The organism is Pseudomonas frederiksbergensis (assembly GCF_001952935.1).
GTDB classification, from domain to species: domain Bacteria; phylum Pseudomonadota; class Gammaproteobacteria; order Pseudomonadales; family Pseudomonadaceae; genus Aquipseudomonas; species Aquipseudomonas frederiksbergensis.
In genome coordinates this window covers 2405182-2430292 of record NZ_CP018319.1, presented here as the reverse complement: position 1 = coordinate 2430292, position 25111 = coordinate 2405182, and the positions used below count along the sequence as shown (strand labels likewise).

Here is a 25111-nt window from a genome sequence, read left to right as displayed (position 1 = left end):
CTCAAGATTTCAATGCTTCGGCAAGGTTTGCGAGTTTTCCGCGAACCGAGCCATCGATTACCAGGTCGCCGGCGCGGATGACAATGCCCCCAATAAGGGATTTGTCTTCCTCGACTTGCAGGCGCACTTCCCGGTTGAGTCGTGCACTGAGAACCTTGGCGAGTTTGTCTTGCTGTTCTTGGTTCAATGCAAAAGCACTGGTGACTTCAACGTCTACCGATTTCTCTTGTTCGGCCTTGTACAGGTCAAACAGAGCGGCGATCTCCGGCAACAGCGGGAGACGGTCGTTTTCGGAAACGACGTTAATGAAGTTCTGTACCTTCACATCAAACTTGTCGCCGCACACGTCAATAAACGTGGCGGCCTTGTCTGCGCTCGTCAGTCGCGGGGCCTTGAGCACGCGCTGCATGGTGTCATCTTGCGACACTGCTGCAGCCAGGCCGAGCATGGCTGACCAAGAGGCCAGTTGCTGGTGGGCCTGGGCGTGCTCGAAGGCTGCCTTAGCGTAAGGTCGGGCCAACGTGGTCAATTCTGCCATGATCGCCCTCGCTTAAATTTCAGCAGCCAGTTTGTTTACCAGCTCCGCGTGCGCGTTTTGATCGATTGTGGCACCCAGGATCTTCTCGGCGCCGCCAACGGCCAGTGCACCCAATTGGGCACGCAGCGCGTCTTTGACACTGTTCAGTTCCTGCTCGATCTCGGCCTGAGCCTGAACCTTCACACGGTCAGCGTCGATACGGGCTTTTTCAACAGCCTCTTCAACGATCTGGTTACCGCGTTTCTTGGCTTGCTCAATGATTTCAGCTGCCTGAGCTTTTGCTTCGCGCAGTTGATGACCCGCTTTCTCTTGGGCCAACTCCAGGTCGCGAGCTGCTCGGCTGGCAGCATCCAGTCCATCCGCGATCTTCTTCTGACGTTCGTGCAAAGCCGCGATGACCGGAGGCCACACGAACTTCATGCAAAACAGTACAAAAATGAAGAACGCAACGGACTGGCCAATCAGGGTTGCATTAATGTTCACGCCAACACCTCGCTCGTTCGTTGCACATCACACCAATTACTCGAAGGTTCGAGCAATTAGCCAGCGAGTTGACCAACGAATGGGTTCGCGAAGGTGAAGAACAGAGCGATACCAACACCGATCATGGTTACGGCGTCGAGCAGACCGGCAACGATGAACATTTTGACTTGCAGCATTGGAACCATCTCTGGCTGACGCGCTGCGCCTTCCAGGAACTTGCCGCCCAACAGGCCGAAACCAATTGCGGTACCCAGTGCGCCCAGGCCGATCAACAGTGCAACAGCGATAGCGGTTAGACCAACTACAGTTTCCATCTTTCCTCCCGACTTTTACGTCGTATGGTTTAGGTTTTTTAGATTTTAAAGCGGTAAAACAAATCGTTTCATAGCCCTGTTCGGGCACCCACTCGTTTGACCGAGTGGGACATCAGACTAGTCGAGACTGGTCTTAATGGTTCTCTTCGTGCGCCATCGACAGGTAAACGATGGTCAGCATCATGAAGATAAACGCCTGCAGGGTGATGATCAGGATGTGGAACACAGCCCACGCCCACTGCAGAACTACGCCCAGGCCGCTAAGCCAGAGCAGACCACTGCCGAACATCACAGCGATCAGAATGAAGACCAGTTCGCCGGCGTACATGTTGCCGAACAGACGCAGTGCCAGAGAGATTGGCTTGGCGATCAGTGTCACGAACTCCAGCAGGAAGTTCACCGGGATCAGCAGGGCTTGAACAAAGATGTTCTTGCTGCCGAAAGGGTGCAGGGTCAGTTCGCCGATGAAGCCGCCGATGCCCTTGACCTTGATGCTGTAGAAAATGATCAACGCGAACACCGACAGGGCCATGCCCAGGGTAGCGTTCGGGTCAGTGGTCGATACGGCACGGAACGGAATGTGCGAATCGCCAGTGATCAGGATGGCCAGCTGAGGAATCCAGTCGACCGGGATCAGGTCGACGGCGTTCATCAGGAAGACCCAGACGAAGATGGTCAGTGCCAACGGTGCAATCACCGGGCTACGGCCATGGAAGCTGTCTTTCACGCTGCCATCGACGAATTCGACCAATACTTCAACGAAGTTCTGCAAAGCACCAGGCTGACCGGAAGTCGCCTTCTTTGCCGCCATGCGGAAAAGAAGAACGAAGATCAGACCCAACGCGACCGACCAGCCGAGAGTATCGACGTGGAAAGCCCAGAAGCCCATTTCTTTGGCTTCTGCTGCGGTATGGGCAAAACCCCACCCGCCAGTTGGGTGCTGACCGAAGGTCAGGTTCTGCAAGTGGTGCTGGATATAGCCCGAAGCGGTTGTCTCTGCCATGGTTGCCTCAAACGCCCTAAGGTCTCGAAAGTCTTGTTCTCATCAGCAGGGGCGCGAACCAGCTGACCAGTTGGGTCAACACGAAGACGCCGAATACAGCTAGCGGCGCCAATGGCTTCACACCTGCAAACGTCAATGCAAAGAGCACTGCCGTCAAAATCAGTTTGCCCGCCTCGCCGGCATAAAAAGACCGGACGATGGCTTGAGCTGCTCGGGCGCCGGAAAACCGAAAAGCCCTGTGAGCGAAATAAACATTGGGTAGCAAGGCTATCAGGCCTCCGCAGAGTCCTGAGTACCCGGCTACGACTCCATGCCAGTACCAAAGCGCCAAAGCGGCCAGTACCAAAACGACAAATTGAGCCAGTAGGACCGGAAAAACTGCCAGGCGATGGAACGGCAAGCGGTTTGGCGTGCGGCTCTCCATCGTTTTTGCTCCCCAATGATCGGCTGCCGGAATTCAATAACTTGGCATAATTTGTGCCGACAAAATGCGCGCAGAGTATAGGGGCGGTTCTGCCCCTATTCAACTGTCAGGTAGTATTTCCGACTGCACGCTACATGAGGAAATGTTTCAGCGAATGTGCGCAAGTACACCTTGAAGCTCGTCGAGGGAGTTGTAACCGATCACCAACTGTCCCTTCCCCTTTTTCCCGTGGCGAATCTGCACCGCAGAGCCTAGGCGCTCAGCCAGACGCTGTTCGAGTCGAGCGATATCCGGGTCCGGCTTTACCGGTTCAGCAGGTTCCTGTTTACCGCTCAACCACTGGCGAACCAGTGCTTCAGTCTGGCGAACAGTCAGCCCCCGTGCGACAACGTGTCGCGCCCCTTCAACCTGTTGATTTTCCGGTAAACCGAGCAAAGCACGTGCATGACCCATTTCCAGGTCGCCGTGGGACAGCATGGTTTTGATGACTTCCGGCAACGCGATCAAGCGTAGCAGGTTGGCCACGGTCACGCGGGATTTGCCCACGGCTTCGGCCACTTGTTGCTGAGTCAGCTGGAATTCCTGCTGCAAACGCTGCAACGCAACCGCTTCTTCGATTGGATTGAGGTCTTCGCGCTGGATGTTCTCGATCAACGCCATGGCGATCGCGGTTTCATCCGGCACATCGCGAACCATCGCCGGGATGGTTTCCTGGCCCGCTTGCTGGCTGGCGCGCCAGCGGCGTTCGCCGGCGATGATTTCGAAGCGACCGCTGCCAATCGGACGAACCACAATCGGCTGCATCACCCCCTGAGCCTTGATCGACTGCGCCAGCTCTTCCAGCGCCTGAGGATCCATATCCCGGCGCGGCTGGTACTTGCCGCGCTGGATCAGGTCCAGGGGCAGATGCTGCAGTTCACGCTGATCGGCCTGCACCGCTTGTTCTTCCAGCGAGCTGACAGTCGGACCACTCAGCAGTGCATCCAGTCCACGTCCGAGACCTCGTTTCTTGACGGCCATGGGGATTCCTTAAGTTGCCTGAGCAGCGGCAGTGCGTGAGTTTTTGCGTTGACGACGAACCATCTCGCCCGCCAATGCCAGATAGGCAATGGCGCCCCGGGATGATTTGTCGTACGCCAGCGCCGGCATGCCATAGCTTGGTGCTTCAGCCAGGCGGATGTTGCGCGGAATCACCGTGTCGTAGAGCTGCTCGCCGAAGTGTTCCTTGAGCTGGGCCGAAACATCGTTCATCAGGCTCAGGCGCGGGTCATACATGGTCCGCAACAGGCCTTCGACTTTCAGGTTCGGGTTCAGCAACTCAGCGATGCGCTTGATGTTATCCACAAGGTCGCTCAAGCCTTCGAGCGCGAAGTACTCGCACTGCATGGGGATGATCACCCCATCAGCGGCGACCAAAGCGTTGAGCGTGAGCATCGACAATGACGGCGGACAGTCGATCAAAATGTAATCGTAGTTTTCACGGATCGGCGCCAACGCACTGCGCAGGCGGCTTTCCTTCATCTGCATTTCCAGCAGGACCACTTCGGCCGCGGTCAGGTCGCGGTTGGCCGGCAGCAGTTGGTAACCGCCGTGCTCGGAGTAGTGCATGGCCTGGGCCAGATCGCATTCGCCGATCAGCAGGTCGTAGACCGAGTTTTCCAGGCCGTGTTTATCCACACCGCTACCCATGGTGGCGTTGCCCTGTGGATCGAGATCGATCAACAGCACCCGACGCTTGGTAGCGACCAGGGAAGCTGCGAGGTTGATGCAGGTGGTGGTCTTGCCCACACCACCCTTTTGGTTCGCTATCGCGAATACCTTAGCCATTCTTGCTTGTGTTCCCAATCATGCCGTGCGGCGCAGTATCAGCAGATGGCGTTGGCCTTGGCAACCGGGTACGGCCAGGGCGTGTTCGCTATCGAGGTGGAAGTCTGCCGGCAATGCTACCAGCTCATCGGCGGGATGAACGCCCTTCATTGCCAGCCAACGTGTTTCGGTGTCGCCGAGGTGGCGAGTCCAGTTGCTGAAGTTCTCCATGCTGCTGAACGCCCGGGAAATGATCCCGTTGAAGGGCTGAGCAGGTTGAAAAGCTTCGACGCGACTGTGGATAACTTGCAGGTTATCCAGTTTGAGTTCGAGTTTGACCTGTGTCAGGAAGCGGGTTTTCTTGCCGTTGCTGTCCAGGCAAGTCACCTGGGACTCAGGAAACAGGATGGCCAACGGAATACCCGGCATGCCCCCACCGCTGCCAACGTCCAGCCAGCGGCCGTTTTCGACGAACGACATCACGCTCAAACTATCGAGCAAGTGACGGGAAACCATTTCATCCGGATCGCGTACGGCGGTCAGGTTGTAAGCCTTGTTCCATTTTATCAACAGGGCCAGATAACCCAGCAGTTGAGCATGCTGGGTTTCTGTCAGCGTGACACCGAGCTGGCGAGCACCTGTGGATAACTCTTCTGCGTGTTGCGAGGTGACCAACGAACTCAAGCGCTTTGCTCCAACTGACGGCCCGCGCCGCGTTTTTTCAAATGAATCATCAACAGCGAAATCGCTGCCGGCGTCACACCCGGGATGCGCGACGCCTGGCCCAAAGTCTCTGGACGGGTCGCACCGAGCTTGCTCTGGATCTCTTTGGAGAGACCGGAAATATTCGTGTAATCGATATCCACAGGCAGTTTTGTGTCTTCGCTGGCCCGCAGACGAGCGATTTCATCCTGCTGGCGATCAATGTAGCCGGCGTATTTGGTCTTGATTTCGACCTGCTCGGCGACTTGTGGATCTTCTGCACCGCCACCGGTCACGGCGATCAGACCAGCGTAGTCGATTTCCGGACGACTCAGCAGGTTGAGCAAGTTGTATTCGTGGGTCAGCGGCGTGCCGAACTTCTCGGAAATCGCATCGCCTTGTTCGGTGCCCGGGCGAACCCAGGTACTTTTCAGGCGTTGCTCTTCCAGCGTGATGCTTTCGCGTTTGGTGCAGAACGCAGCCCAACGCGCGTCATCCACCAGACCCAGTTCGCGACCTTTTTCGGTCAAGCGCAGGTCGGCGTTGTCTTCGCGCAGGATCAGGCGGTATTCGGCGCGGGATGTGAACATCCGATACGGTTCCTGGGTACCCAGGGTAATCAGGTCGTCGACCAATACGCCGATGTACGCTTCGTCGCGACGCGGACACCAGGCATCTTTGCCCTGAGCACGCAGTGCGGCGTTGGCCCCGGCCAGCAAACCCTGGGCGCCGGCTTCTTCGTAACCGGTGGTGCCGTTGATTTGCCCGGCGAAGAACAGACCGCCAATGACTTTGGTTTCCAGGTTGTACTTCAGGTCACGCGGGTCGAAGTAGTCGTATTCGATGGCGTAGCCCGGACGAACGATGTGCGCGTTTTCCATGCCGCGAATCGATTGCACGATCTGCAGTTGCACGTCGAATGGCAGCGATGTGGATATCCCGTTCGGGTACAGCTCGTTAGTCGTCAGGCCCTCCGGCTCGATGAAGACCTGATGGCTGTCCTTGTCGGCAAAGCGATGAATCTTGTCTTCGATCGACGGGCAGTACCGCGGACCGATGCCTTCGATCAACCCGGCATCGGAATACATCGGCGACCGATCCAGGTTGGCGGCAATGATTTCGTGGGTGCGGGCGTTGGTGTGGGTAATCCAGCAGCTGACCTGTTTCGGATGCTGCTCTTTGGAACCCATGAACGACATCACCGGGATCGGTGTATCGCCGGCTTGCTCGGTCATCACCGAGAAATCCACCGAACGACCGTCGATACGCGGCGGCGTACCGGTTTTCAAGCGACCGACGCGCAATGGCAACTCACGCAAACGGTGAGCCAGGGCGATCGACGGCGGATCACCGGCACGGCCACCGGAAAAATTCTGCATTCCGATGTGGATAAGTCCACCGAGGAAGGTGCCAGTGGTCAACACCACGGAATCCGCGAAGAAACGCAGGCCCATTTGGGTGACAACACCGCGCACTTGTTCCTGCTCGACGATCAGGTCGTCCGCAGCCTGTTGAAATATCCACAGGTTCGGCTGGTTTTCGAGAATTTCGCGGACAGCGGCCTTGTACAGAACCCGGTCAGCCTGAGCGCGGGTAGCACGCACGGCCGGGCCTTTGCGGCTGTTCAATACGCGAAATTGAATACCACCTTTATCGGTAGCCATGGCCATCGCGCCGCCGAGGGCATCGATTTCCTTGACCAGATGGCTTTTGCCGATCCCACCGATAGCGGGGTTGCAACTCATGGCACCGAGGGTTTCCACGTTATGCGTCAGCAACAGGGTTTTCGCACCCATGCGTGCTGAGGCCAGTGCTGCCTCGGTACCGGCATGACCGCCGCCGATGACGATCACTTCAAAACGGGAAGGGAAATCCACCACGCACCTCGTGCCTGCTTCAGTTAGGTAATCCGGAATAGGTTGGTCTCAGGTTTTTGGACCTGGTCGGCAAGTATAGGGACTTCGCCCTTCCTAAAGAACCCTTTGCACAAAATTTAACCAGCTGTGGAGAAGTCGCGTTTATAGAAATTAAAAAGAGAGAAATTTATTAAATCTTTGTTTTTATGTTTATTTCTACTGAGCCACCTTTCTGTGGATAGATCGCTACAAGCCTCTATATTCAATGTGTACAGAGATTCAAAACCCTGTGGTCATGTACCAATGAGGCCCTTGGATAACCGGTTTAAGCCTGTGGATGAAAGGGGTGCTTATCCACAGGGGCGGTTATCTTCAGTTTTGAGGCCCTGTTATCAACTGCCCTTAGTGCCAGTTATTCACAGGGCTTAATCCACAGAAAACTGCTAAATGAGCAAATCCAGGACACGGAAAATCCGCTCAAGCAGAAAGAATCGGCTCGGCACTGGAAGAGAATTCAAGAAAGGAGGGAACAGACAGGCACGAATGGCCTGTCTGTGGACAACGGAGAGTCTTATTTACCGATACAGAAGCTGGAAAAGATCCGCCCCAGCAGATCATCGGAGCTGAATGCACCGGTGATTTCACCCAAAGCGTGTTGGGCCTGGCGCAAATCCTCGGCCAACAGTTCGCCGGCACCCGCCAGGGTCAGCTGCGCACGGCCGTGCTCAAGGGAAGCACTGGCGTGACGCAACGCTTCAAGGTGCCGCCTGCGAGCACTGAAGCTGCTTTCCGAGGTCTGTTCGTAGCCCATGCAGGCCTTGAGGTGGTCCCGCAGCAACTCCAACCCTTCACCTGCAGACCTGGCACTCAGGCTGATGGTGACATGGCCATCCTCGCTGACTTCCAGGGCAATGGCTTCGCCCGTGAGGTCTGCCTTGTTACGGATTAGCGTAACTTTCGCCGGGTCGGGACGGATTTCCAGAAATTCAGGCCATAACGCGAACGGATCAAGAGCCTCAGGAGCGGTGGCATCGACTACCAAAAGGACTCGATCAGCCTCACCAATCGCTTTCAGCGCCCGTTCGACGCCGATTTTTTCCACCTGGTCATCGGTGTCTCGAAGACCTGCGGTGTCGACCACGTGCAGCGGCATGCCATCGATGTGGATATGTTCACGGAGAATGTCCCGGGTAGTGCCGGCAATCTCGGTCACGATAGCGGCTTCACGACCGGCCAGTGCATTCAACAGGCTGGATTTACCGGCATTTGGCCGCCCGGCGATCACCACGGTCATCCCGTCTCGCAGCAAGGCACCCTGCCCGGCTTCACGCAGCACTGTGGATAATTCGTCGCGCACTTTGTCGAGCATGCTCAGTACGTGGCCATCGGCGAGGAAATCGATTTCTTCTTCCGGGAAGTCGATCGCCGCTTCGACATAGATGCGCAGGCCAATCAGTTGCTCGGTGAGGTTATGCACACGCTCGGAAAATGCGCCTTGCAAGGAACGCAGGGCATTTCGTGCAGCTTGTGCAGAACTCGCCTCGATCAAGTCGGCGATGGCCTCGGCCTGAGCCAGATCGAGCTTGTCATTGAGGAACGCGCGCTCGCTGAATTCACCCGGCCGGGCCAGACGACAGCCCAGTTCCAGGCAACGCTTGAGCAGCATATCCAGAACGATCGGCCCTCCGTGCCCCTGCAGTTCAAGCACATCTTCGCCAGTGAACGAGTTCGGCCCCGGAAAATACAGGGCGATGCCTTGATCCAGCACCTCATCGTTTTCACTGAGGAACGGGCCGTAGTGGCCAAATCTTGGCTTGAGTTCACGACCGCTGAAGGCCTTGGCCGCAACACTTGCCAGTGGCCCGGAAATACGGACGATGCCCACACCGCCGCGACCTTGAGCGGTGGCGACGGCTGCGATGGTTTCACGAGGAACGCTCATAAAGCGGTATCCAGACAAAAGTGACAGATAGCAAAACGCCCCACTAGGGGGCGTTTTGAGTGGTTATCCACAGAGTAAGTTACGCCTCGGCTTTTTTGGCAGCCGCTTCGATCTTACGCGTGATGTACCACTGTTGGGCGATCGACAATACGTTGTTCACTACCCAGTACAGCACCAGACCGGCCGGGAACCACAGGAAGAAGAAGGTGAAGATGATTGGCATCATTTTCATGACCTTCGCCTGCATCGGATCCGGAGGAGTCGGGTTCAACTGCTGCTGGATGAACATGGTTACGCCCATGATGATCGGCAGAATGAAGAACGGATCCTTGATCGACAGGTCAGTAATCCACAGCATGAACGGCGCTTGGCGCATTTCGACGCTTTCCAGCAGAACCCAGTACAGCGAAAGGAAAACCGGCATCTGCACGAGGATTGGCAAGCAACCACCCAGCGGATTGATCTTTTCTTTCTTGTACAGCTCCATCATGGATTGCGACATTTTCTGCCGGTCGTCGCCATGTTGCTCTTTCAGCGCGGCCAGTTTCGGTGCCACTGCACGCATGCGCGCCATGGATTTGTAGCTGGCAGCCGACAGCGGGAAGAAAATCCCTTTGATCAGCATGGTCAGGAAGATGATCGACCAGCCCCAGTTACCGACGATTGCGTGGATGTGTCCCAGCAGCCAGAAGATGGGTTGGGCGATGAACCAAAGAATGCCGTAATCGACGGTCAGTTCCAGACCTGGGGACAATTCTTTCAGCACAGCCTGGCTTTTCGGACCCGCATACAGAACAGCACTGGTTTCGGCTTTTGCACCTGGCGCAACGCTCATTGCCGGGCCGGTATAACCGATGATGTAGTTGCCTTTGCTGTCTTTACGGGTCTGGACGATATTGTTTTCGCCCTTGGCCGGGATCCATGCGGTCACGAAGTAGTGCTGCAACCAGGCAACCCAACCACCGGTGACGGTTTCCTTGAGCTGAGCCTTGTCCATGTCGCTCATCGACACTTTCTTGTACGGCTCGTTACTTGTCCACAGGGCAGCACCGAGGTAAGTCGCGGTACCGGTGGCGGTGGTCGAGGAAGGATCGCCGCTTGCGTCACGCTTGAGTTGCGCGAACATCGCACCAGACCAGGGCTGCGCACTCTGGTTGTCGATCAGGTAGGAAACGGTTACGTCGTACAGGCCACGTTTCACGGTGAAACGCTTGATGTAGTTGACGCCGTCCTTGCTGAACTTCAGGTCTGCGACCAATTGGTCCTGACCGTCAGCCAGTTGATAAATCTTCTTCTCCGAGGAGTAAACCGGGCGACCGGCAGGACTGGCGTCCGGACCGTTGGTGCCGATCAAACCGCTTTGAGCCAGATAAGTCCGCTCGTTGCCGTTATCGAACAACTGGAATGGAATTTCCGGATGGTCCTGGCGACGTGGATACAGCGGCAGCGTCAACTGCGCAACATCACCACCTTGTGGATCGATTGCCAGGTTGAGCACATCCGTTTTGATCTGGATGAGGTCTTTGCTTGCAGCTACTGGTGTTTCAGCAGGTGCAGTTGCACTGGTATCGCTTGGGGCGCGGGGAATGTCGTCACTGACAGAAGCATTATTGCCAGTCGCCGTATCCGGTAGGCCCGGTGCGGTAGTACTGGAAGCAACATTCTGAGTCGGCAGGGCAGCCTGGCCATAGTCCTGGTTCCATTTAAGAACCATAACGTAGGACACGATTGCCAGGGCGACGATCAGGATCGTGCGTTTGATATCCATGATTACTCGGCCATCGAAGAAGAACGGGAGGTAGGGATAGATGGAACCGGGTCATAACCACCGGGATTCCACGGATGACAGCGACCTAAACGACGAAAGGCCAGCCAGCCACCGCGCAGAAGACCATGATTTTCTATGGCTTCATACGCGTAGCAGGAACAACTGGGGTAGAAACGACAGTGACTGGCCATCAGAGGACTAATGGCATAGCGATAAAACTGGATCGGAACGAGTGCCAGTTTACGCATCGGGACTGTCTACCCCTACAGTTTCGGTTTTGACTGCTGGTACCGGCGTGCTGCGTGCCAGACGCTTCCAGAGTTTGCCGAAATGCTGAATCAATTCGGGGTTTTCTACGTCACCCAAACCTTTGCGCGCGACGATAACGATGTCCCAGCCGGCCAGTGAGTCCTGGTTCAGACGGAACGATTCGCGCATCAGACGTTTGAGGCGATTGCGCTCGACGGAGAGCTTTACGCTCTTTTTCCCGATAACCAACCCGAGACGGGGGTGATCAAGATCGTTGTTGCGCGCAAGGAGCAGGAGATTTTTCCCCGGAACCTTGCCGGTAGGGGAGTCAAAGACGGCCTTGAAATGCCGGGGAGTAAGCAGACGCTTTTCCCGACTGAAGTCCTGACTCACCTCCAGTGCCGGATTATCAAACTGCCAGACGCGCACGACCTTTGGCGCGACGACGCGACAGGACGGCACGACCGTTCTTGGTAGCCATGCGAGCACGGAAACCGTGGGTACGAGCGCGTTTGATAGTGCTTGGTTGGAAAGTACGTTTCATTGTCGTGTTACCTGGTTCGTCCACAACGGGCCGGAATGGCCCCCGTTTTAAGAGACCGGGGATTCTAGAGAAAGCAAGCCTCTAGGTCAATTTCCAACCAGCGTTTCCTTATAAATAGATCTCTGGGCGTTTTTCCTGTCGAGCTCCTTGGCTAGATATAGAAATTAAGAAGGAAAGTATTTAAAGCTTTTCTGTAAAGCTTATAAAAGCTAGGGGCACGATCATCTGTGGATAACTGCCATCAGCCCTTTAAAGCCGTGATGTACAGAGAATGACAACTACGGTGGAAAACGGTGGTAACCCTGTGCTGCGCTGTCGGATAAGCTGTGTGTGAAAGAGCTACTTATCCACAAGGCGGTTATCCACCGAGTTTCCCCCCCAGTTGTGCAACGACCTTAGACCCGGTTATCCACAGAGCTTATGCACAGACCGCTGGTCGTCTTTTTTTCGTATAAATCACCGATTCTTCATAGGAGGTGCACAACCTTCGTGTGGATAAGTCGGGGCTTGGTCGGCTACAATGGCCGCTTGTTTTTGCCTCACCGGCTTTCAACTTAGGGGATATCCGTGTCAGTGGAACTTTGGCAGCAGTGCGTGGAGCTTTTGCGCGATGAGCTGCCTGCCCAACAATTCAACACTTGGATCCGTCCACTACAGGTCGAAGCCGAAGGCGACGAGTTGCGTGTCTACGCACCGAATCGTTTTGTTCTCGACTGGGTCAACGAAAAGTATCTGGGCCGCGTTCTTGAGCTTCTGGATGAGCATGGCAATGGCCTGGCGCCGGCGCTGTCCTTATTAATAGGAAGCAAACGCAGTTCGGCACCACGTGCCGCCCCGAATGCTCCGCTGGCCGCTGCTGCTTCTCAGGCGCAAGCCGTTCAAGCACCTGTCAGCGCCCCGGCGCCATCCCACGCCGCTCCGACCAAGCGTGCGACACAAAAAGTTGCCGAGGTTAATGAAGAGCCATCGCGCGACAGCTTCGACCCGATGGCCGGAGCCAGTTCGCAACAAGCTCCGATTCGTGCCGAACAGCGTACGGTGCAAGTGGAAGGCGCGCTCAAGCACACCAGCTACCTCAACCGCACCTTCACTTTCGAAAACTTCGTCGAGGGCAAGTCCAACCAACTGGCCCGGGCTGCGGCCTGGCAAGTGGCGGACAATCCAAAGCACGGTTACAACCCGCTCTTCCTTTATGGTGGCGTCGGCTTGGGTAAAACCCACTTGATGCACGCTGTGGGTAACCACCTGTTAAAGAAAAATCCGAATGCCAAGGTTGTGTACCTGCATTCCGAGCGTTTCGTGGCCGACATGGTCAAGGCCTTGCAGCTGAACGCCATCAACGAGTTCAAGCGCTTCTACCGTTCGGTGGATGCGTTGCTGATCGATGACATTCAGTTCTTCGCCCGCAAGGAACGTTCACAGGAAGAATTTTTCCACACCTTCAACGCTCTGCTTGAAGGTGGCCAGCAGGTCATTCTCACCAGTGACCGCTACCCGAAAGAAATCGAAGGCCTTGAAGAGCGCCTCAAATCCCGCTTCGGCTGGGGCCTGACGGTAGCCGTCGAGCCGCCGGAACTGGAAACCCGCGTGGCGATCCTGATGAAAAAGGCCGACCAGGCCAAAGTCGATCTGCCCCATGACGCTGCGTTCTTCATTGCCCAGCGTATTCGTTCCAACGTTCGTGAGCTGGAAGGCGCGCTCAAGCGCGTGATCGCCCACTCGCACTTCATGGGCCGCGATATCACCATCGAGTTGATTCGCGAATCCCTGAAAGATCTGTTGGCACTGCAAGACAAACTGGTCTCTGTGGATAACATTCAGCGCACCGTCGCCGAGTACTACAAGATCAAGATCTCCGACTTGTTGTCCAAACGTCGTTCGCGTTCGGTCGCTCGTCCGCGTCAGGTTGCCATGGCGTTGTCCAAAGAACTGACCAACCACAGCCTGCCGGAAATCGGCGATGTGTTTGGCGGCCGGGACCACACGACTGTTTTGCACGCCTGCCGCAAGATCAACGAACTTAAGGAATCCGACGCGGACATCCGCGAGGACTACAAGAACCTGCTGCGTACACTGACCACTTGATGAACACCAGCGCAGCTTATTAAGGCAAGGGACTAGACCATGCATTTCACCATTCAACGCGAAGCCCTGTTGAAACCCCTGCAACTGGTCGCAGGCGTCGTCGAGCGCCGACAGACCTTGCCGGTGCTCTCCAACGTGCTGCTGGTTGTCGAAGGCCAGCAATTGTCGCTGACCGGTACCGACCTGGAAGTCGAGCTGGTCGGTCGTGTACAACTCGAAGAGCCTGCCGATCCAGGTTCCATCACTGTGCCTGCGCGCAAGCTGATGGATATCTGCAAAAGCTTGCCCAACGATGCGCTGATCGACATCAAGGTCGACGAGCAGAAGCTTGTGGTGAAGGCCGGCCGTAGCCGCTTCACCCTGTCGACCCTGCCGGCCAATGACTTCCCGACGGTGGAAGAAGGCCCAGGCTCGTTGACGTGCAGCCTCGAGCAAAGCAAGTTGCGTCGCCTGATCGAACGCACCAGCTTCGCCATGGCCCAGCAGGATGTGCGTTATTACCTCAACGGCATGCTGCTGGAAGTTTCCGAAGGCATCATCCGCGCCGTGGCCACCGATGGTCACCGTCTGGCCATGTGCTCGATGAAGGCTGATATCGGTCAACCGGACCGTCACCAGGTCATCGTGCCACGTAAAGGTATCCTTGAATTGGCGCGCCTGCTGACCGAGCCGGACGGCATCGTCAGCATCGTCCTGGGTCAACACCACATTCGTGCGACCACTGGCGAGTTCACCTTCACCTCGAAACTGGTCGATGGCAAATTCCCGGATTACGAGCGTGTTCTGCCCAAAGGTGGCGACAAGCTGGTTCTCGGCGATCGTCAGGCCCTGCGTGAAGCCTTCAGCCGTACCGCAATTCTGTCCAACGAGAAGTACCGCGGCATTCGTCTGCAGCTGGCCAATGGTCAGCTAAAGATCCAGGCGAACAACCCGGAACAGGAAGAAGCGGAAGAAGAAGTCGGCGTTGAGTACAACGGCGGCAATCTGGAAATCGGCTTCAACGTGAGTTATCTGCTCGACGTACTGGGCGTGATGACCACTGAGCAGGTTCGTTTGATCCTGTCCGACTCCAACAGCAGCGCGCTGGTGCAAGAGTCCGACAACGACGACTCGGCCTACGTTGTCATGCCGATGCGTCTGTAATCATGCTCAGCAGAAGCTAGATGTCCTTAAGTCGCGTCTCGGTCACCGCGGTGCGCAATCTGCACCCGGTGACCTTCTCCCCCTCCCCCGAATCAACATTCTTTACGGCGCCAACGGCAGCGGCAAAACCAGTGTTCTGGAAGCCATTCACCTGCTGGGGCTTGCCCGTTCGTTTCGTAGCACCCGCCTGTTACCGGTTATCCAATACGAGCAGCTCGCCTGTACGGTGTTCGGTCAGGTGGAGCTGGCCGAGGGTGGGCACAGTGCTTTGGGAATCTCCCGCGACCGCCAAGGGGAGTTCCAGATTCGCATCGATGGACAGAACGCCCGGAGCGCAGCGCAACTGGCGGAAATCCTGCCACTGCAGTTGATCAACCCCGACAGTTTCCGCTTGTTGGAAGGCGCTCCCAAGATTCGCCGACAGTTTCTCGACTGGGGTGTGTTCCACGTGGAACCACGATTCATGTCTACCTGGCAGCGCTTGCAGAAGGCCCTGCGCCAGAGAAACTCTTGGCTGCGGCATGGTACACTTGACGCCGTTTCGCAAGCAGTTTGGGACAGGGAACTGTGCCAGGCCAGCGCTGAAATTGATGAATACCGCCGCGCTTATATCAAAGCCTTGAAACCAGTCTTTGAACAGACCTTGAGCGAACTGGTTGAGCTCGAGGGTTTAACGCTCAGCTATTACCGAGGTTGGGACAAAGACCGAGAGCTGAGTGCAGTGCTCGCCGGGTCCCTTCAGCGGGATCAGCAAATGGGCCATACCCAGGCCGGACCACAGCGTGCTGATTTGCGTCTTAGATTGGGCGCACACAACGCCGCGGACATCTTGTCTCGCGGTCAGCAGAAGCTGGTGGTCTGTGCATTGCGGATTGCCCAAGGGCACTTGGTCAGCCAGGCCCGACGCGGCCAGTGTATTTATCTGGTGGATGACCTGCCGTCCGAACTGGACGAGCACCACCGCCGCGCGCTTTGCCGCTTGCTGGAAGACTTACGCTGCCAGGTGTTTATCACCTGTGTAGATCACGAATTATTGAGGGAAGGCTGGCAGACGGAAACGCCAGTCGCTCTGTTCCACGTGGAACAGGGCCGTATCACCCAGACCCACGACCATCGGGAGTGAAGGCATTGAGCGAAGAAAATACGTACGACTCAACGAGCATTAAAGTGCTGAAAGGCCTGGATGCCGTACGCAAACGTCCCGGTATGTACATTGGTGACACCGACGATGGCAGCGGTCTGCACCACATGGTCTTCGAGGTAGTCGACAACTCCATCGATGAAGCGCTCGCTGGCCACTGTGACGACATCAGCATCATCATCCACCCGGACGAATCCATCACCGTTCGCGACAACGGTCGTGGTATCCCGGTAGACGTGCACAAAGAAGAAGGCGTCTCGGCAGCCGAGGTCATCATGACCGTGCTGCACGCCGGCGGTAAATTTGACGACAACTCCTACAAAGTATCCGGCGGTCTGCACGGTGTAGGCGTCTCGGTTGTGAACGCCCTGTCCGAAGAACTGGTCTTGACCGTTCGCCGCAGCGGCAAAATCTGGGAACAGACCTACATTCACGGTGTTCCAAAAGAGCCGATGAAAATCGTCGGCGAGAGTGAAACCACCGGCACCCAGATCCACTTCAAACCGTCCGACCTGACCTTCAAGAACATCCACTTCAGTTGGGACATCCTGGCCAAGCGGATTCGTGAACTGTCCTTCCTCAACTCCGGTGTCGGCATCGTCCTCAAGGATGAGCGCAGTGGCAAGGAAGAGCTGTTCAAGTACGAGGGCGGCCTGCGTGCGTTCGTTGAATACCTGAACACCAACAAGACCCCGGTCAACCAGGTGTTCCACTTCAACATCCAGCGCGAAGACGGCATCGGCGTGGAAATCGCCTTGCAGTGGAACGACAGCTTCAACGAGAACCTGTTGTGCTTCACCAACAACATTCCACAGCGCGATGGCGGTACTCACCTGGTGGGTTTCCGTTCCGCGCTGACGCGTAACCTGAACACCTACATCGAAGCTGAAGGTCTGGCGAAGAAGCACAAAGTCGCGACCACCGGTGACGATGCCCGTGAAGGCCTGACCGCGATCATCTCGGTGAAAGTGCCGGATCCGAAGTTCAGCTCCCAGACCAAAGACAAGCTGGTTTCTTCCGAAGTGAAGACCGCGGTCGAACAGGAAATGGGCAAGTACTTCTCCGACTTCCTGCTGGAAAACCCGAACGAAGCCAAGCTTGTCGTCGGCAAGATGATCGACGCGGCTCGCGCTCGTGAAGCGGCGCGTAAAGCCCGTGAGATGACTCGTCGTAAAGGCGCGCTGGATATCGCCGGCCTGCCTGGCAAACTGGCTGACTGCCAGGAAAAAGACCCTGCCCTTTCCGAACTGTACCTCGTGGAAGGTGACTCTGCTGGCGGCTCCGCCAAGCAGGGACGCAACCGTCGGACCCAGGCCATCCTGCCTCTCAAGGGCAAGATCCTGAACGTCGAGAAGGCGCGCTTCGACAAGATGATCTCTTCGCAGGAAGTGGGCACCTTGATCACCGCGCTGGGCTGTGGCATTGGCCGCGATGAGTACAACATCGCGAAGCTGCGTTATCACAACATCATCATCATGACCGATGCTGACGTCGACGGTTCGCACATCCGTACCCTGCTGCTGACCTTCTTCTTCCGTCAGTTGCCGGAGCTGATCGAGCGCGGCTACATCTACATCGCCCAGCCACCGCTGTACAAGGTCAAGAAAGGCAAGCAAGAGCAATACATCAAAGACGACGACGCCATGGAAGAGTACATGACGCAGTCGGCCCTGGAAGATGCGAGCCTGCACCTGAACGAGGAAGCACCGGGCATTTCCGGACCGGCCCTCGAGCGTCTGGTGAATGACTTCCGTCTGGTAATGAAGACGCTCAAGCGTCTGTCGCGCCTGTATCCACAGGAGCTGACCGAGCACTTCATCTACCTGCCTGCCGTCAGCCTGGAGCAACTCTCCGATCACGCAGCGATGCAGGATTGGATGGCCCAGTACGAAGTGCGCCTGCGCACCGTCGAGAAGTCCGGCCTGGTTTACAAAGCCAGCCTGCGTGAAGACCGTGAACGTAACGTCTGGTTGCCTGAGGTCGAACTGATCTCCCATGGCCTGTCGAACTACGTCACCTTCAACCGCGACTTCTTCGGCAGCAACGATTACAAGACTGTTGTTTCTCTGGGCGCTCAGCTGAGCACCTTGCTGGACGACGGCGCGTATATCCAGCGTGGCGAGCGCAAGAAGCCGGTCACCGAGTTCAAGGAAGCCCTTGAATGGCTGATGGCCGAAAGCACCAAGCGTCACACCATCCAGCGATACAAAGGTCTGGGTGAGATGAACCCGGATCAGCTGTGGGAAACCACCATGGACCCAAGTCAGCGCCGGATGCTCAAAGTGACCATCGAAGACGCCATTGGCGCGGACCAGATCTTCAACACCCTGATGGGTGATGCGGTCGAGCCTCGTCGTGACTTCATCGAAAGCAACGCCCTGGCGGTTTCCAACCTGGACTTCTGATCCAGTGTCGGCTCACAAAATAGATGCAAAATCTCACAAATAAATGAGTCAGGCCCACCATAACGGTGGGTCTGCCGGAGCCCAGCGCAGAGCGCTGGCTTTTTTTTGCACAAATTTTGTAAATACCTATTTGATTCTCGGAAGAATCTACGTCTCTCACAAATTCATGAAACTGCTTGCCGGAGTTGGAGGATGCAATAGGCGTCACTACTATCGGTAAAGGTAAATTGCTAGCGGCATAGTCAAGATCACCGGGCGGCGATTAAGTGTCCAGTCGATGACTTCATTGCGAAAATAAACTGTTTTCATAATATAAATAATACATATTAGCTTTTCGTTTTATTTATATGAGAGAGACCTATTTTCTTTTAAGAAGCTCCGCGCATAACTAGCGGATCTATATTAACAGCATCACACGTAAAGATAATACCGGAGCTGCAACTTTGTTCGCTGTTTGTATTATGTTTTGGTGTTATGAGGGTGAGGAGTTTTAGCTGTTTTTGTGCTGTTTTTTGTGGATTTTGGTTTCTGACTGGCTTAGTATTTCTCGGTTAATTAGGGTTATTTTTATAGGGCTACGGAATTAAAAAAAACGTCTTAGAGTACTTGTAGAGGTCATCAACCCCCTGTGTACAGCAGGCGTCGTGAACGGTTGACCGTACGAGGTCCAGGATATCGAAAATTAAAACTAGCGTGAGCTGCCAAGCATATGATGCCTGGTTACTGGATAGGATAAGGGTAATGAAAATCGGAGGTGTGAAATGTAAAAACGCGATCAAAACCTGAGGGTTTTGACCGCGCCTACAAATGCGATGTTGCTGGCTTGGAATCCGCAATTTCTGCTTTTTTTTGGCGCTTGTCAATCCTCCCTCATCACTTTGACTTTAGCGAGGCCTCTCGACGGGACAGTGTTGCCTGTCGATTGAGCCCCTGAGTTCCACAGTGTGCTTGGTATTCCAAGCGCAGCGGTGGCGCTCGTCTGTGGAGGTTGCAATGGCAGTCCGTACGGTTGTTACACGCAGTTCATGTCACTTCAGGGGGTACTTCCCTTCCCTGAAAAATGGCCATCCCGTTCCCTGGGAATCTCAGCTTGAAGGCGGTTTTTTTCGCTTGCTTGAGCTGTCTCCGCTAGTCCGTAGTTACAGCGTTCAGCCTAGCCGAGAGAAGATCAGGATGGATGGTTCCTACGTGAAATACTTTCCTGATATTTGTGCGGTCCTTGAGGATGGTCGTGAATGGTGGTTTGAGGTAAAGCCCGAAAAGCGTCTGCTCGTACACAGTGTTAAGGCAAAAATCGCTGCTGCCACCGCACATTTTGCTGAAACGAATCGTAATTTTTCCGTCGTTACAGATGAATTGATCTGGGCAGATACGCTGTCAGAGAACCTGCAAGAGGTCCTTTATCACCGTCGAGGTCCCTTCCTTACTCAGCCAGAACGGTTGGAGACTCAATCAAAGCTTGAGATGAGCCAGCCAAAGGATCTGAGTGAGCTTTGCTCGGTTTTTGGTGACGCGGCTGCGTGGCGTTTGCTTGGATTGGGTGTTGTTGGTGTCGACCTCGAACAGTCGATCACGCCTCAGACAGAGATATTCCTAACAGGAGGGCACCGTCATGCAGACTTTCTCTCTTAAATTACAGTTGTCGATTGCTATCAACGGCAATCCGATGACATTACATAGACGCTTAATCGATCGACGCTTGCTGTTTGTTGATCAATACGGCGAGTATTTAAAGCTCACTGAAAGCGAATTTTATCTAGGCTATGAAAATCAAGAGATTGAAATAAGCGCTGAGCAACCGTATCTGGGAGAGATCCCTTATTTCAGAAATGTCCAAGCGGACCTAACATGCTTTCCTGTGTTACATGCAGACGAAGCGATGAGGCGACGCAAGTATTTGGATTGTTTGGTGGAAGCAAACGGGAAAAAACTACCTAGTCGGGAAGTGATTGCTGAAGCAGTAAAAAAAGTCGCACTGGAACTAGGAGAACCGCGAACCCCGTCCGTCAGTACTGTCAGAAGGTGGTTTGCACGGTATATTGGAAATGATGTTATACGGTTGGTGCCAAAGCATAATAAAAAAGGAAGAAAGAGTCTTCTTGTTAATGAGTTAGAAGAGTTGCTTCAGGATGTAATAAACACGGAATATCTCAAGCTAGAACGTCCGCCCGTCATTAAGGTAGTGTCCGAGTTCCACGATAGGATTGATGCTATTAATGCGCAGCGTCTTCCGTCTCAAAGGATGCGCAAACCTTGTGAGATGACCATCCGCCGATACGTAGACAAGCTAGATCCTTATGAGGTGGATGTGGCTCGCCTCGGCAAGCATGCCGCAAACAAGAAGCACCGCATTGCCATGGGAGAGCTCATGGTTTCTCGAATTCTCGATCGATGGGAAATCGACCATACCCTTTTGGATGTGTTGCTAACTGATCCCGAAACTGGGCTGGTTATAGGCCGCCCCTACCTCACTGTTGTTCTGGACAGGTGTTCCAGGATGATCATGAGTTTTTTGCTGCACTTCTCGGCGCCCAATACGGAAAGCGTGCTGAGGGTCATTGAGCGTGCCATTCGACCTAAAGCTGCATGGGTGGCTCGTTTCCCCAAGGTCAAAAGTGAATGGCGTGCTCACGGAATGCCATTGCGCATCGTTCCGGATAATGCCGCTGAGTTTCACGCTGACGATGTAATTTCGGGCTTCAATGAGCTAGGGATCGAGATCATGTATCCGCGCTCCAGGGGACCTGAGATGAAAGGAGCCGTTGAGCGGTTCTTTGGAACGCTGAACACAGGATTGATACATCAGATCCCAGGGACGACCTTTTCTAATGTACAGCAGCGAGGCGATTACCCTTCTGAAGCCAACGCATGTCTTACGCTGCCGGATCTAGAGGAGAAATTGGTTCGTTGGATTGTGGATATCTACCATCAACGTCCCCATCGCGGTCTCTCAAACAGTACACCAGCCCTGATTTGGTTAGCAAAAGAGGCGCGCCGACAAGTTAGGCTACCCACTGATCTAGATTCTCTTGAGTGTGTTCTGGCTCGTCGAAAATCGGTGAATGTTCACCATTACGGCATTGAGCTCGCAGGGCATATGTACCACTCCCCTGAATTGGCTGAGCTACGGCTTCGTTTAAAACCTGGAGAAAAAATCCAGGCTCGTTACCGTGACGAACTCGGGCACATTTGGGTTCACGATCAGATGAGGAATGTCTTTATCCAAGTCTCGGCGAAGGACAAGCGGCTGATAGGTATGAGCCGCGACCTGTACGTAGCGGCCAAAAAGAATCTCCGTGAAAGCGGTAACACCCAGCCTGACTTCGACGCGATTCACCAAGCCTATCGCGACATCATGACGGATATAGAAGGGGCTCGGCATTCGCACAAGCTGCGTAAACGCCGTGCAGCGGCAAAGGCGAGACTGGATAAAGAAGGTCGCTCGGCCAATGTCTCATTTGTCCCCAGCGTTGATTCGCAATTGTCTTGGCTCAAATTGTTCGACGACGCTCCGGCAGTAGCAGGATTTGCTGTGAGCAATCGGGTATCTCGCAAGGAGAATGGTCATGATCCTCGAAGCTAGTTCCCATATGCCCTTGTCCCTTCGCCAGCATTTTGTAATGAGTCCCCAGGCCGATCGGACACTCAAACGGTTGACTGAGATTTACGAGGATCCGCTAGGGACGAATACGAGCAGAGGTTTGCTGATCTTGGGCCCGAGTGGTGTGGGCAAAAGCACCGTGATCGACGAGTTCGTAAAAGCCGTTTCCCGCGATCAATTCGTCCCGGGCAAAAAGCTGCCAATACTGGTCGTAGAAATCCCAGCCGAGCCGACCAAAAAGACGGTGGCCGCTGCCTTGCTAAAGGCATTGAATGATCCGTTTGCTGATGCACAAAGTCACTCTGCCGAATTCAAACTTTCTCGAGTCGTCTCCCTGTTATCGACCCTTCGCGTTGAGATGGTGATTTTGGATGAGGCGCAGCACCTGGTTGATCACAAACGAACCAGTACAGGGGTTCATGAGGCAGCAGACTGGGTCAAAAGTCTGATGAACCGAACTAGCATCGCCTATGTGCTTGTTGGTTTAAGGACACTTGAGCGACTGCCACGGGCTAACGAACAGTTCAGAAGGCGTTTTTCGGCGGCGCTGGACTACGATCGCTTTCAATTAACCGAATCAAAATGGGTTCACTTTTACACACTGTTGAAGGTGCTTCATGGTTTGTTGCCGGTTCCGGCAATTGATTTCACGACTGAGCAGATGGTACAGCGGCTGCACCATGCTTCATTTGGAGTCATCGATTACCTGGACAAAATCCTGGATCGGGCCACTTGGCTGGTCAAGGACAAGGGGGAGCAAGGCATCACCATGGCGGTGCTTTCTGAAGCCTTTCAGGATGAGGTGTGGAACAACGCTCCCGAAGATCGTAATCCGTTCAGCGCACGTTTCGACTTCAAACCGTTGATCGGTCATTTCGAGCCGTTCGAAGACTACGATAAATAAAAGCGCCCAAGGAGCGCCCTACGGGCGCTCCTTGGGCGGCTATACGAATCTGTAGTTTCGAACTTCTGGGTTTTGAAAAATGTTTGGTCTGTTGATAAATCTCAAACCTTCCCCCGATGAAAGTCTCCAGGGGTATTTAAGCCGACTGGCAGGAGTCAACGGTTTGCTTGGTAAAGACCTATTCGCGGCATTCCTGGGGGGCAAAGATGAATGTGTAAACGACTGGATTGAGCAAGGTGGGTTTCCTCCAAGTTGGGCTCCGGTTTCTTCGGAACTCAGGCGTCCTACAGCTAAAGCCCTTAAGGTCTGGTCGTTAAATGATAAGAAATACTGCCCGAACTGTTTAGCCGAGCACGGCTATTGGAGGGAGGCTTGGGATCTGACATTGGTGACAACGTGCACAGTGCACAACCTAGTCCTGAAAAGTACCTGTCCCGAATGTGGCGGTCGACTTAACTCAGATGCGATGCAGGGCCACAGTTGCAGTACCTGTACCCACTCACTGACCCAGCTTCGTCAGATTGAAGCACCTGCCGATGAAGGAAGCCTATGGCTGACGTCGGCTCTTATGGCGCGAATCTCTCCAGATACTCCCAAAGCAGAGGGTTTAGAAGGATTGTCTTTGGAGAAGCTTCATGCTTTAGCGACACGGCTCGCCGTGCGCAGCGTCAGACCAGAACGTGCGAAGCCGATGAAGGTTGCGGGCACCGGAGCGATTGAAGTTGCACAACCATTAGCAAAAGCGGCTGGTGAGATTTTGATGAACTGGCCTCAAGGCTTTTGGGACTTGCTCAACGATTTGCGCCTAACCAGGACAAGCGAGCTCGGTTGGAAGCTAACCTCTGCTCTTGGTCCGCTCTACGGCGACATTTTCATTGGGTTGAAGGCAAAGTGTTTTGATTTTGTTCGTGCAGAATTTGAGAATTATTTGCAAAAAAGCTGGGACGCGCCGTTAGCGAAGAGGAATCGTTTGTTGAGTGAACAGACAGTTTTACAGCACCGGTGGGTTTCGATGGGAGCAGCTGCGGCCTTGGCAGGAACACATAAATCTTATGTGGAGAGAATGCTGGCATCTGGAAAGTTGGATAGCAGGGCTTTTACTCATCCTAGCGGTCGCGTTTCAAAGATTGTGGACATACACCAGGTTCGTGCCATTTCTGATCGCATGGAAAAAGCCCAGTGCTTGAAGGATACGGCGCAAACGTTGTGTCTGAGCGAGAGTAGAGTTCGCCAATTATTGTCCGCGTCGACGATCAAATTTTACGGCGGGCCTCCAGTCCGTGGCGAAAAGTGGCTTGTTGACCAAGATTCACTAGTCGCTTTACGTCCACCATCCATCCGAGTACCAACGGATGATGATTATCTGACGCTTGCGTATGCGGCCAAGCACTATTTGCCGACTGGCCGCGGCTTGGTTGAGTTGATCAAGGCGGTTCAAGCGGGTGAGGTTCAGGTATATGGCGAACACTTGGACGAGATATCTGTTGGGCAGTGGCTTATCCGGAAAGCAGACTTAGCGAACTGGATTCCTAATGACCTCCGGCGCCCCTTCGCAAGATCGTTGGTGACGATTTGCGAGGCTGCTGAACTTCTAGGTGTCAAACAAGAGGTCGCCTATGCATTGGTGCGCGAAAGTATTTTGCCCACCGTTACCTGTCCAACGGGAAGATCCATTGCCAAAATGGTCAGGTTGCGCGCTGTAATGCGATTCAAGCGCGGTTACGTTTTGGGTACCGAGCTGTCAAATCTGCTGAAAATATCGCCAAAGCACGTTCTGGAAAAGCTTCGGAACAACGGTTTCAAACCCGTTGCTGGGCCGACGATTATTAGATCGCCATGTAGACAGTACATTTGGAAGCGAAGCATCAAACTGGTTCACTGGGTAACTATTGAAAGTGATAATCCACTAGCTGGCGGCGATGTGCCTCCTGCCACATTTGTAAGTCCGTAAAGCGATTCACCTTAGCCCTCGGCCAATAGCCACGCGTTGGTGCATGCAGCCAGATGCCCGAGGGGACTTTGGTGATTCACGGGCTACTACCTCGACAAGCTTGGGGTAATTATCAAAGAGATCAAATGGCACCTTAAAGCACCATGGGATGGCGATCAGCCGCAGCGCCCACTAGCAATGCAATTCAAGGTACATTTACGCCTATCAATAAGATCAGCACTGCTGGGATCGAGCGATCATGCCGGCTTGAAA

Annotated in this window: 21 protein-coding genes and 1 pseudogene; 8 read left to right on the top strand and 14 right to left on the bottom strand. The window is 54.6% G+C overall.

Translation table 11 applies throughout. The features are described from left to right. Position 1: 1 nt before the first annotated feature. The 14 genes from PFAS1_RS11210 to rpmH form a co-directional block, all read right to left on the bottom strand. Entirely contained in the window at positions 2-538 is a 537-nt protein-coding gene (locus tag PFAS1_RS11210; protein ID WP_074872206.1) for a F0F1 ATP synthase subunit delta, read from the bottom strand. A 12-nt stretch (positions 539-550) separates the two neighbouring features. Then, the gene (locus tag PFAS1_RS11205; RefSeq protein WP_008155711.1) at positions 551-1021 is read right to left on the bottom strand and encodes a F0F1 ATP synthase subunit B; all 471 of its coding nucleotides are present in this window, start codon (positions 1019-1021) and stop codon (positions 551-553) included. Positions 1022-1077: 56 nt separating this feature from the next. Continuing rightward, on the bottom strand, positions 1078-1335 hold the full coding sequence (gene atpE / locus PFAS1_RS11200; protein ID WP_002555987.1) for a F0F1 ATP synthase subunit C: 258 nt from the start codon (positions 1333-1335) through the stop codon (positions 1078-1080). 133 nt (positions 1336-1468) lie between these two features. Further along, complete coding sequence (atpB, locus tag PFAS1_RS11195; RefSeq protein ID WP_074872208.1) at positions 1469-2338, bottom strand: F0F1 ATP synthase subunit A; 870 nt, start codon at positions 2336-2338, stop codon at positions 1469-1471. A 16-nt stretch (positions 2339-2354) separates the two neighbouring features. Continuing rightward, the gene (locus PFAS1_RS11190; RefSeq protein ID WP_007948092.1) at positions 2355-2762 is read right to left on the bottom strand and encodes a F0F1 ATP synthase subunit I; all 408 of its coding nucleotides are present in this window, start codon (positions 2760-2762) and stop codon (positions 2355-2357) included. 147 nt (positions 2763-2909) lie between these two features. Beyond that, positions 2910-3782: a ParB/RepB/Spo0J family partition protein gene (locus PFAS1_RS11185; protein WP_008027541.1), complete on the bottom strand. Its 873-nt coding sequence runs from the start codon at positions 3780-3782 to the stop codon at positions 2910-2912. 9 nt (positions 3783-3791) lie between these two features. Then, complete coding sequence (locus PFAS1_RS11180; RefSeq protein ID WP_008155709.1) at positions 3792-4589, bottom strand: ParA family protein; 798 nt, start codon at positions 4587-4589, stop codon at positions 3792-3794. An 18-nt stretch (positions 4590-4607) separates the two neighbouring features. After that, positions 4608-5252 (bottom strand): 16S rRNA (guanine(527)-N(7))-methyltransferase RsmG, encoded by a 645-nt coding sequence (gene rsmG, locus PFAS1_RS11175; protein ID WP_008155708.1) that lies wholly within the window; start codon positions 5250-5252, stop codon positions 4608-4610. Next, positions 5249-7147 carry a tRNA uridine-5-carboxymethylaminomethyl(34) synthesis enzyme MnmG gene (gene mnmG, locus PFAS1_RS11170; RefSeq protein ID WP_008155707.1) on the bottom strand — a complete coding sequence of 633 codons (1899 nt, stop codon included), beginning with the start codon at positions 7145-7147 and terminating at the stop codon, positions 5249-5251. The genes rsmG and mnmG overlap by 4 nt, the downstream gene beginning before the upstream one ends. Positions 7148-7697: 550 nt before the next feature. After that, complete coding sequence (mnmE, locus tag PFAS1_RS11165; RefSeq protein ID WP_076029205.1) at positions 7698-9068, bottom strand: tRNA uridine-5-carboxymethylaminomethyl(34) synthesis GTPase MnmE; 1371 nt, start codon at positions 9066-9068, stop codon at positions 7698-7700. Between the two features lie 79 nt (positions 9069-9147). Beyond that, a complete protein-coding gene (yidC, locus tag PFAS1_RS11160) occupies positions 9148-10836 on the bottom strand; it encodes a membrane protein insertase YidC (RefSeq protein ID WP_076029204.1) in 1689 nt (562 codons plus the stop codon). Between the two features lie 2 nt (positions 10837-10838). Continuing rightward, the gene (gene yidD, locus PFAS1_RS11155; RefSeq protein WP_074872215.1) at positions 10839-11084 is read right to left on the bottom strand and encodes a membrane protein insertion efficiency factor YidD; all 246 of its coding nucleotides are present in this window, start codon (positions 11082-11084) and stop codon (positions 10839-10841) included. Next, entirely contained in the window at positions 11077-11478 is a 402-nt protein-coding gene (rnpA, locus tag PFAS1_RS11150; protein ID WP_031319201.1) for a ribonuclease P protein component, read from the bottom strand. Before rnpA ends, yidD begins: the two co-directional genes overlap by 8 nt. A gap of 16 nt (positions 11479-11494) precedes the next feature. Then, a complete protein-coding gene (gene rpmH / locus PFAS1_RS11145; protein ID WP_003213577.1) occupies positions 11495-11629 on the bottom strand; it encodes a 50S ribosomal protein L34 in 135 nt (44 codons plus the stop codon). A 567-nt stretch (positions 11630-12196) separates the two neighbouring features. Here rpmH and dnaA point away from each other — a divergent pair. From dnaA to PFAS1_RS11100, 8 genes and pseudogenes are all read left to right on the top strand, one after another. Continuing rightward, positions 12197-13714, top strand: coding sequence for a chromosomal replication initiator protein DnaA (dnaA, locus tag PFAS1_RS11140; protein ID WP_076029203.1), 1518 nt, complete (start codon positions 12197-12199; stop codon positions 13712-13714). A 39-nt stretch (positions 13715-13753) separates the two neighbouring features. After that, positions 13754-14857: a DNA polymerase III subunit beta gene (dnaN, locus tag PFAS1_RS11135; protein ID WP_008155702.1), complete on the top strand. Its 1104-nt coding sequence runs from the start codon at positions 13754-13756 to the stop codon at positions 14855-14857. 20 nt (positions 14858-14877) lie between these two features. After that, positions 14878-15980 (top strand): annotated as a pseudogene (gene recF / locus PFAS1_RS11130) (DNA replication/repair protein RecF). A gap of 5 nt (positions 15981-15985) precedes the next feature. Beyond that, positions 15986-18403 carry a DNA topoisomerase (ATP-hydrolyzing) subunit B gene (gene gyrB / locus PFAS1_RS11125; RefSeq protein WP_074872220.1) on the top strand — a complete coding sequence of 806 codons (2418 nt, stop codon included), beginning with the start codon at positions 15986-15988 and terminating at the stop codon, positions 18401-18403. 1173 nt (positions 18404-19576) lie between these two features. Next, the gene (locus PFAS1_RS11115; protein ID WP_232252226.1) at positions 19577-20035 is read left to right on the top strand and encodes a TnsA endonuclease N-terminal domain-containing protein; all 459 of its coding nucleotides are present in this window, start codon (positions 19577-19579) and stop codon (positions 20033-20035) included. Next, positions 20016-21986 (top strand): Mu transposase C-terminal domain-containing protein, encoded by a 1971-nt coding sequence (locus PFAS1_RS11110; RefSeq protein WP_076029200.1) that lies wholly within the window; start codon positions 20016-20018, stop codon positions 21984-21986. Before PFAS1_RS11115 ends, PFAS1_RS11110 begins: the two co-directional genes overlap by 20 nt. After that, positions 21970-22908 carry a TniB family NTP-binding protein gene (locus PFAS1_RS11105; protein WP_198044963.1) on the top strand — a complete coding sequence of 313 codons (939 nt, stop codon included), beginning with the start codon at positions 21970-21972 and terminating at the stop codon, positions 22906-22908. The genes PFAS1_RS11110 and PFAS1_RS11105 overlap by 17 nt, the downstream gene beginning before the upstream one ends. Positions 22909-22987: 79 nt before the next feature. Continuing rightward, positions 22988-24859, top strand: coding sequence for a TniQ family protein (locus PFAS1_RS11100; protein WP_076029198.1), 1872 nt, complete (start codon positions 22988-22990; stop codon positions 24857-24859). Positions 24860-25111: the final 252 nt, after the last annotated feature.

Bases quoted from the DNA above. Each gene is read 5' to 3' on its own strand.
- PFAS1_RS11180 (WP_008155709.1), bottom strand. From the start codon at position 4,589: ATGGCTAAGGTATTCGCGATAGCGAACCAAAAGGGTGGTGTGGGCAAG.
- PFAS1_RS11210 (WP_074872206.1), bottom strand. From the start codon at position 538: ATGGCAGAATTGACCACGTTGGCCCGACCTTACGCTAAGGCAGCCTTC.
- mnmE (WP_076029205.1), bottom strand. From the start codon at position 9,068: ATGAGCGTTCCTCGTGAAACCATCGCAGCCGTCGCCACCGCTCAAGGT.
- yidC (WP_076029204.1), bottom strand. From the start codon at position 10,836: ATGGATATCAAACGCACGATCCTGATCGTCGCCCTGGCAATCGTGTCC.
- PFAS1_RS11105 (WP_198044963.1), top strand. From the start codon at position 21,970: ATGATCCTCGAAGCTAGTTCCCATATGCCCTTGTCCCTTCGCCAGCAT.
- PFAS1_RS11115 (WP_232252226.1), top strand. From the start codon at position 19,577: ATGGATGGTTCCTACGTGAAATACTTTCCTGATATTTGTGCGGTCCTT.
- yidD (WP_074872215.1), bottom strand. From the start codon at position 11,084: ATGCGTAAACTGGCACTCGTTCCGATCCAGTTTTATCGCTATGCCATT.
- atpE (WP_002555987.1), bottom strand. From the start codon at position 1,335: ATGGAAACTGTAGTTGGTCTAACCGCTATCGCTGTTGCACTGTTGATC.
- dnaN (WP_008155702.1), top strand. From the start codon at position 13,754: ATGCATTTCACCATTCAACGCGAAGCCCTGTTGAAACCCCTGCAACTG.
- rpmH (WP_003213577.1), bottom strand. From the start codon at position 11,629: ATGAAACGTACTTTCCAACCAAGCACTATCAAACGCGCTCGTACCCAC.
- atpB (WP_074872208.1), bottom strand. From the start codon at position 2,338: ATGGCAGAGACAACCGCTTCGGGCTATATCCAGCACCACTTGCAGAAC.
- PFAS1_RS11185 (WP_008027541.1), bottom strand. From the start codon at position 3,782: ATGGCCGTCAAGAAACGAGGTCTCGGACGTGGACTGGATGCACTGCTG.
- PFAS1_RS11100 (WP_076029198.1), top strand. From the start codon at position 22,988: ATGTTTGGTCTGTTGATAAATCTCAAACCTTCCCCCGATGAAAGTCTC.
- PFAS1_RS11190 (WP_007948092.1), bottom strand. From the start codon at position 2,762: ATGGAGAGCCGCACGCCAAACCGCTTGCCGTTCCATCGCCTGGCAGTT.
- PFAS1_RS11110 (WP_076029200.1), top strand. From the start codon at position 20,016: ATGCAGACTTTCTCTCTTAAATTACAGTTGTCGATTGCTATCAACGGC.